Source organism: Arthrobacter sp. CAN_A2, assembly GCF_015752045.1.
Classification (GTDB): domain Bacteria; phylum Actinomycetota; class Actinomycetes; order Actinomycetales; family Micrococcaceae; genus Arthrobacter_D.
The window spans coordinates 1-6,492 of the sequence record NZ_JADOUS010000032.1 but is presented as its reverse complement, the minus strand read 5'-3'; the positions used below and the strand labels follow the sequence as shown (position 1 = coordinate 6,492).

Here is a 6,492-nt window from a genome sequence, read left to right as displayed (position 1 = left end):
AAACGCCCCCACGCGGCATCCGAAAGACTACGAGTACGAGACATCCCACCATGATCTCGTTCATCCCACCTCGGGGTTAGGAGACACGCCCTAGTTCGGACCGGGTACTGCACCACAGTCGCCGGAGTGCACCGCCGGCTGGCCCGCACCGGTGTTCACCGGTGCGGGCCGCGGGTGGGGGAGTGGGCTCAGTGAGCTGCCGTGTACGCGTCGAGGATGGACTGGTTGATGCGTCCCCTGGAGCTGGGGTTGTAGCCGTTATCCTGTGCCCACTGGCGGATCTGCTGGGTGTCTTCACGCTTGGACCGGTTCGAGGATCCTCCGGAGGTCGTGGACCGCTGGCTCTTCCGGCCGCTGGCCTTCCGGGCCTTGTCCACGTAGTCGGTGAGGGTGGCGCGGAGTTTATCGGCGTTGCCGGTGGTCAGGTCGATCTCGTAGTCGGTGCCGTCGATTCCGAAGCGGACGGTTTCCTGGGCGGTTTCGCGGGTGAGGTCATCGACGAGTTCGACCTGTACGCGCTGTGCCATTATCTGGTACTCCTAAAATTGTTGATCTGAATTACTGAACCCCATTGCTTGACCTTATCGTGGTATGGATATGTTCTGCACATCCACGAATTACTCGAAAAGCGCCGGTGCGTTACTTGGTCCGCCTGCGGGATTTGATTTGTTGGGTTGCTACCACATGGTTCGGGGGCTTATGTCAGGTCCCTATCAGTGCACGGTGGGTGCCTGTGGTGGAGGTTTCCGGGCCCACTCGGGTGGGGTGGTTCGCCGCGCCGTCTGGTTGCTTTGGGTCAGCATTGATATGCATTGTGGTTGGGGTGTGTGAGGGGATTCCCGGGTGGGTGTGTGAGGAGTAGGGTTGGCCACCACCGTCGGGCGTGCGTGTGCACCGTCTGTTGTTGCCGGTGGAGCGTCAGGGGGCATCATGCCATCGTTCAGTTCTTCCCTGCCGGCCCATTTGGGAATCTTCGTGACCGATCCGGACACGGGGCGCCCTGTCCAGCGACTGCCGCTTTATGTGGAGGTTGCGGTCCCACGAATAGTTCCATCACCGCCGATCAATGCACGTTTTCGAGAGCCGTTGCGGGCGGCTTTGATCGGTGTGGACGCGACGGTTGGTGGCGCGGAACGGGACAGGGTGGAAAACGCTGCCCTGCGGGCGCTGGCGTCGACGGTGAGCGAGGAAAGCCGTCAACGATTGGTGATTGAACCCAATCTGGTGAAGGACTTGTTTCAGGAAGCTCTGAAGGGGGTGTTGGAAGCGGCCGGCCGAGATCGGTTTGTCGATATCCCTGTGGCGGACCTGGATCGCCTGATGGTGGACGCGGTCCGGACGGCAGCTTCTCGGCTTGATCTTGAAATCGAGCCGGAAACCCCGGACCAGGGTGCTTTGTGGGCTGAGCCTCTCGGTGTGTTGGCCACTGATCACATGGGCTATGTTTCGTTTGACCTTAAGCGGTTGGGAGCCGACGTCCAGGTGCTTCTCGCAGCGGCCATCGACGCACGCCGGCTGAACACGGGGTCGGTGTCGAGCCTGGCGATCTGGATTTATCCCAGTGGTCATCAGGGCAGGTTTGATGCGCTGGACCAGGCCCGCTTTTCCTCCGATGCCATCCTCGCCCGCCTGGCGGTGTCCTGGCATACGCTGCCATCGTCGCTGATTAATATGGGCCCCAGGGCTCTGCAGAATCCCAGTCTCACCGATTGGCGGCTTTCGCCGGCCTCGTTCGCTGCCAGCCCCACCACCCTTTTGGGGGCAGATGGGTGCGAGGAAATGGTTCCTTCGAATCTGGCATTGCAGGAATTCGTTCTCCGACAGGTGGTACGACTGGTCGACGCGCCACCAAGTTTCGGGGTGCCTCAGGGGTTCAAGGCCGCGTACGTGGACGACTACAAGGTGACGTGGTTCTCTCTTGGTCATTCACTGGGTGAAATTCTTTATAGTTTGCCGCTGGCCCCTGGTGAGACGGTGAAGCTAGCTGTGGTCGACTGGTCGTGGGACAGCGCCGGGAAGCGGGATGAGAAAACGAAATTGACCGAGGAGTTACTGCATCAGACCCACCGTGACCGCACCATCTCGGAGACGGTGAAAGCCGGCCTGAAAGAGCTTCAACACGGTAGTTCCTTCATGGCCGGCGCGGCGGGCTCGTCCGGGGCGACGGGGGGAGCCAACCTTGGGGTGGTGGGGGTTGGGGCCGCCGTGGGCAACACCTGGAGCCTGGGCGGATCGACCGCGACCAGTGATGGCAGTAGGGATCTCGCCGCGGAGAATGTGCAGCGGCTCAACGACAGCTTCTCCCAAGCCAGCTCATCGCAACGGGAAATCAGCTCAACCGTTGTCATCCAGGCACGCCAGGAGGAAAAGGAAAGCATCCAGACTCGCACCTTCTCGAACTACAACCACAGCCACACCCTGACCGTCCTTTACTACGAGGTGCTGCGGCACTATCGGGTGACGGTTGAGTGGGTACGCCGACGCCCCTCAGTGCTCGTCGAGATGTCACTGAATCTTCCGGGAGCCCTTACCGCGAAGGCCTTGATCCTGAAACGGTTCCAACTTGAACCCTTCCTTCTGGATCAGAAGCTGGGGGTGGCATTCGATGCCGTCGCCCGCGTGGTGCTGGGTGAGGAAAAGCTCAAGCGTGAAGTGGAAAAGTGGACAGGGAATACCCAGACCGTTGATCCGGGCGCGAAACTTTTCGTCAAGCTCATCGCCCAGTTCACCACGACCTCCGATGACACCTCCGAACCGGTCTTCGTGGTGCTCCATCTCCTCGACGGGCGGATCTTCGAATTTCAGCTCGACGGTGCAGGGGAGGAGGGAACATCCCCTGAGTTCGAGAAGACCCTTCCGGTGGCCATTCCCTGGAAGGAGGTCAGGGGTATTGAGGTGAAACTCAAGGACATCAACTCGGGTGGTGACTGGCAGGAGTCGAACATCCTGGTAACGATGGTCACCCCGGACAACGAGCGGATCAACATTCTTGCGGATTCCGGGACGCGGACCCTGGACGACGCTGGCGGAAGTACCGGGTTGCTGCCATCGAAACAACCGCCCCAAGCGACCACGACGACGGTAGGAACCAAACCGAACCGCAACGACTTCGTGTCGGCGGAAGACGACGTGGCGTTGCAGGGCCTCATCGTCCACCTGGATGCGAACCGGGCCTACTACAACAGTGTTCTGATGCTCGCGACCGACGCCAACACGATCGCCAAGGAGTTCGAGAAGAAGACGTGGGCTCCGGGGCAGGTGATGTCCGACCACGTTGATCCAACACCGCTTGAGGTGTTCGGAAGTTACGTAGCGTACGGGTTGGCGAAGCAGCCCGCCGGAGTGGACGACATTCTGGTGGTGGACCTAGCCGCCGCGCTCAACGGCAACGACCCAGGACGCCGGCAATGGGCTGCGGAGGCCCTGGCGGCGATGACCGAGCAGGACCGGCAGACGGTGCTTGAGCGGCTGCCCTTGGCCTCGGCCAAGTCCGAGCGGCTCATCTCGATGCCAACCCGTGGAGTCTTCGCCGAGGGCAAGCTCGGCCACTGCAACGTGTCCGAGGAAATCGACAACACACGCTTCTGGAAGTGGGACGAGCACCCCATCCCTATCGAGGCACCGGACATCAACCCAGTGACACCGATCCAGCCTCAACCACAGGAGCCTGGTGTGGCACCCACACCGTTCCCGACATCGGTCGTGAACATCGTCAGTCCCACCCCGGCCCCTGATCCTGGTGGACTCGCCGCGGCGTTGTCACTGCTGGGCACACCGAACATCTTCCGGGACATGTCAGGCCGCCAGGAAGTGGCGGACCTGCTGAAGAAACTGTCGGATAACACCATCGCTATCGCCGAGGCCGCGAACAAGGCCCGCGAGATCCAAGCTAATTACGGGATGGGACTCGATAAGCAGGACAAAGACCTGCAACTGGGCACAACCCAGGCCGGCGCCGAAATCGCAAAGGAAATGATCAGGCAACGACGGGAAGAAGCCCAACAGGTCTCACCCAGCCAGGCACAGGACGCCATCAAGCTTTCCGAGTCCGAGGAACGCAAAGGCAACAAGACCCCTGAGGAACACAAGGACTACAGCAAGCAGGTCCAACAGAATGTCCAAGGCGCCAAGCCCGTCCGCAAGTCCAAGAGCACCATCAAGCTCAACGTCGATCTCAAGGGCTACGGCAACAATCTCCTGATCGGCCGGTTCGGCATCGACGTCAAGCAACGCGGGGCGTCGGTGGGTTTTCTGACAGCCACCGACTACTCCCGGCAGGGCCAGCTGGAAGTAGGAGTCAGTAACGAATATGACGACCCGCGCTACTCCCTTGAGATCAACGGTGAAGTCCTGGGTGGTGTCGGTATCAACGCCGAACTCCGCGGCCGGGGCGTCGTGCAGATCCCCCGCGAAGACTTCGACCTGTACGACTACTTTTACCTTGTCGCCACGGCAGAGTACGGCGAGTTCGACTTCGAGACCACGAAGAGCGATGAGGTCTCCGAGGAAGTCGCCAAGAAAATCGGCGGTGGGGTAGAGCTCGCTTATAAGCAGATCATCACCATGAAGACCGAAGGTGGCGTGGAATGGAAAGACGGCAAGAAGCACACCTCTGGTACCGCCGTGAAGGTGAAGGTCGTTTATTACACCGGTGGCATCACCATGAGTTACAGCAAGAAGCCCTAGACCCCCACCTGCAGTCTGCAGGGCATTCATCAGCACGATCCGGCTGAGGGGAGGGAGACCGGCCTTCAATGCGGCCGATAGCCGCCATCGCGGGCTGACGCGCTAGAGCAGGACGACACCCTCCCACCGACAAACGATCAGACGCTGATGAGAGGACGCCGCGCAGCACCCGAACTGGAAGGGCCGCCAGAAGCAGACTCAGCGAGCCGACCAAGAACTGGGACGGCACGTTCAGGCTGTCTCGCCATGAGGGCGCCAGATGGCATGACATCGCCTGCACCTGGGTCTCCCGCCCGAGGAGACCCGCGCCCACGTCGACTGGTCCTACGGAGACGACTGAGCCAATCAGTGGTGAACCGGCTGATGGCTGGGATGCTGGGTGCATGACAGACCACTTCCCTGACGAGGAGCAGCCCAAGCCTTTGCGCTTCCTGACCCTGCAGCAGGTAGCCGATGAGCTGAACACGAAGTACAGCACCATCCGGGCGCTTATCGCCGCGGGGGAGTTGCCGGCTATTCAGATCGGCGGTAGAGGCCAATGGCGCATCGAACGGGCCAAGCTCGAGGACTACATCGTTGGCGCCTACGCCAAAGCCCGCACCGACATCGCCCGCGGTGAGACCGGCGTCCAGTCTGCGGCCCACGATGCGCCGGGGCCAGTGGAATGACGCGAGGACGCTGGTGGGCGGTAGTAGGCCTAGCGGTCGCTCTCCTGGCCGGCGTGCTGGTTGCAGTCCTTCAACTAAATGGAACCATCGAAGACCCCGCCAAGTTTGCGTGTGACCTGGCGGTCCGTCGCGCGGATTGCGACTAGCCGCTAGGCCTCAGTTCTCGGTGTCCGGAGGTACTGGTGTCACGGCGCTCAGCCATATCCAGCCCTCCCGGTGAATCTTGATGACCGGTTCGAGAAAGCGGATCTTGACCGCCCTGCGCGTGTAGGAGAGGGCGTGCGCCTGGACCCGGATGGCTTTGGAGGGGTACCGCACCCACGCGTACACCCGCCGTGGCTCCGGGAAATCGGTAGGTCGGCAGTTCTCGAGGTCGAGCTCGGCGGCGGTGAGCATGATCAGCTCCTCCCGCATGACGAACTCCTCAATCCGCTCGTCCATCAACCTCGCGTAGTGCTTGCTGTACCTTTTTGACGCTCCCATGGACCGGTCATGCCCCGGATTTCTTTCTGTTTGTTGCCGGGTCAGATCCCGGTGACGGTGATGACGCGGCGCAGCCGCCAGTGACTGGTGTGGGGGTCTGTGCTCATTTCGAAGTCCAGGACCGGGGACGCCGGCCCGGTCTGTGCCCGAAACCGCCAGAACCGGGTACCGGCCGCACCGCCGAAGTGCTTGGACCCGGGTAGGGGAGTCGGCGACGCCGCGATTACAGGGCCAGATGCAGGATTGCATACGGGGTCGGATACAGCGGTGGGTGTGGGTCCTGGTGGGGTGGTCGGGGTGGACCAGGGGATGGGTGTACCGATGACCTGCCAAAGCCGGGGTCTGAGGCGGATTGGTACGGAAATTCACGCTAAGGGTGGATTGGTGTGGTTTCCGGCGTGAACGGTGAAATTTTGCGGATCTAACCGGTGGCGTCGCCCGCGCGTTTGATGGCACGGTAAACGGTTGAACGGGCGACGGCAAAGAGTTCGGCAAGTTCCGCCGTCGTGTGTGTCCCGGCTCGGTGGACCGAGACCAGGTGGGCTTCCTGCTTCTTGGAGAGTGTCAAGTACCGGGTTTTGTGGAGGTTCGGTTAGGCCCGTTCCAGTTTTTTGGTGACGGGTAGATGGGCGTAAAAGTTGGTTTCGGCTTCGAC

At 61.3% G+C, this 6,492-nt stretch carries 5 protein-coding genes; 2 read left to right on the top strand and 3 right to left on the bottom strand.

From position 1 onward, the window contains the following. Nucleotides 1-188: 188 nt before the first annotated feature. Nucleotides 189-527, bottom strand: coding sequence for a histone-like nucleoid-structuring protein Lsr2 (locus IWX63_RS16085; protein ID WP_199279165.1), 339 nt, complete (start codon nucleotides 525-527; stop codon nucleotides 189-191). A gap of 337 nt (nucleotides 528-864) precedes the next feature. On the opposite strand from IWX63_RS16085, the gene IWX63_RS16080 reads away from it, so the two are divergent. Together IWX63_RS16080 and IWX63_RS16075 are read left to right on the top strand one after the other, a co-directional pair. Beyond that, nucleotides 865-4,686, top strand: a complete 3,822-nt coding sequence (locus IWX63_RS16080) for a hypothetical protein (RefSeq protein ID WP_199279164.1) — start codon at nucleotides 865-867, stop codon at nucleotides 4,684-4,686. A 383-nt stretch (nucleotides 4,687-5,069) separates the two neighbouring features. Further along, nucleotides 5,070-5,354: a helix-turn-helix domain-containing protein gene (locus IWX63_RS16075; protein WP_199279163.1), complete on the top strand. Its 285-nt coding sequence runs from the start codon at nucleotides 5,070-5,072 to the stop codon at nucleotides 5,352-5,354. 156 nt (nucleotides 5,355-5,510) lie between these two features. Here IWX63_RS16075 and IWX63_RS16070 read toward each other — a convergent pair whose 3' ends face one another. Both IWX63_RS16070 and IWX63_RS16885 read right to left on the bottom strand, forming a co-directional pair. Further along, nucleotides 5,511-5,795, bottom strand: a complete 285-nt coding sequence (locus tag IWX63_RS16070; protein WP_199279162.1) for a hypothetical protein — start codon at nucleotides 5,793-5,795, stop codon at nucleotides 5,511-5,513. 463 nt (nucleotides 5,796-6,258) lie between these two features. After that, the gene (locus IWX63_RS16885) at nucleotides 6,259-6,405 is read right to left on the bottom strand and encodes a helix-turn-helix domain-containing protein (RefSeq protein WP_442859140.1); all 147 of its coding nucleotides are present in this window, start codon (nucleotides 6,403-6,405) and stop codon (nucleotides 6,259-6,261) included. Nucleotides 6,406-6,492: the final 87 nt, after the last annotated feature.